The sequence below is a fragment of the Saccharothrix hoggarensis genome (assembly GCF_042678885.1).
Lineage (GTDB): Bacteria > Actinomycetota > Actinomycetes > Mycobacteriales > Pseudonocardiaceae > Actinosynnema > Actinosynnema hoggarensis.
This window is the reverse complement of the sequence record NZ_JBHTLK010000541.1, coordinates 1-537: the sequence shown is the minus strand read 5'-3', so window position 1 is coordinate 537 and position 537 is coordinate 1. Positions and strand designations below refer to the sequence as shown.

Below are 537 nucleotides of genomic sequence, written 5' to 3'. Positions count from 1 at the left end.
CTCGGGCGAGGCGGTGGCGGCCGGGGTCCAGCGCGTCGGCGGCCCGGTCGACCGTGTCGACGTACCAGCCGAGCAGGCGGTCCAGCGGGGCCCGGCCCTCGTCGACCCGTTCGGCGGCGTAGAGGCGGACCAGTTCGTGCAGCGCGTGGCGGCCCGGCGCGGGTTCCTCCACGAGGTGCGCGGCGACCAGGGCGCGCAGGCCGCGTTCGGCCTCGACGACGTCGACGTCGGCGAGCGCCGCCACCGCGGCCGGCGTCGTGTCCGGTCCGGGCACCAGGCCCAGGAGGCGGAACAGCCGCTGCTCGACGGGGGTCCGCGCGGCGTGGGACAGGTCGATCGCCGCCCGCACGGCCATTTCCGGGTCACCGTGCAGCTGCAGGCCCGCCAGGCGGTCGCCGGTGCGCAGCTCGTGGACGTAGTCGCCGATCGAGCGGTCCGGGCGCGCCAGCAGGTGCGCCGCGGCGATCCGCAGCGCCAGCGGCAGCCCGCCGCACAGCGCGACCAGCTCGCGGACCGCCGGCCGGTCGGCGGCGAGCC

Annotated in this window: 1 pseudogene; it reads right to left on the bottom strand. The window is 78.8% G+C overall.

Going from position 1 to position 537, the window contains the following annotated elements:
* Positions 1-537 (bottom strand): annotated as a pseudogene (locus ACFQ3T_RS37015) (AfsR/SARP family transcriptional regulator); the annotation flags it as partial.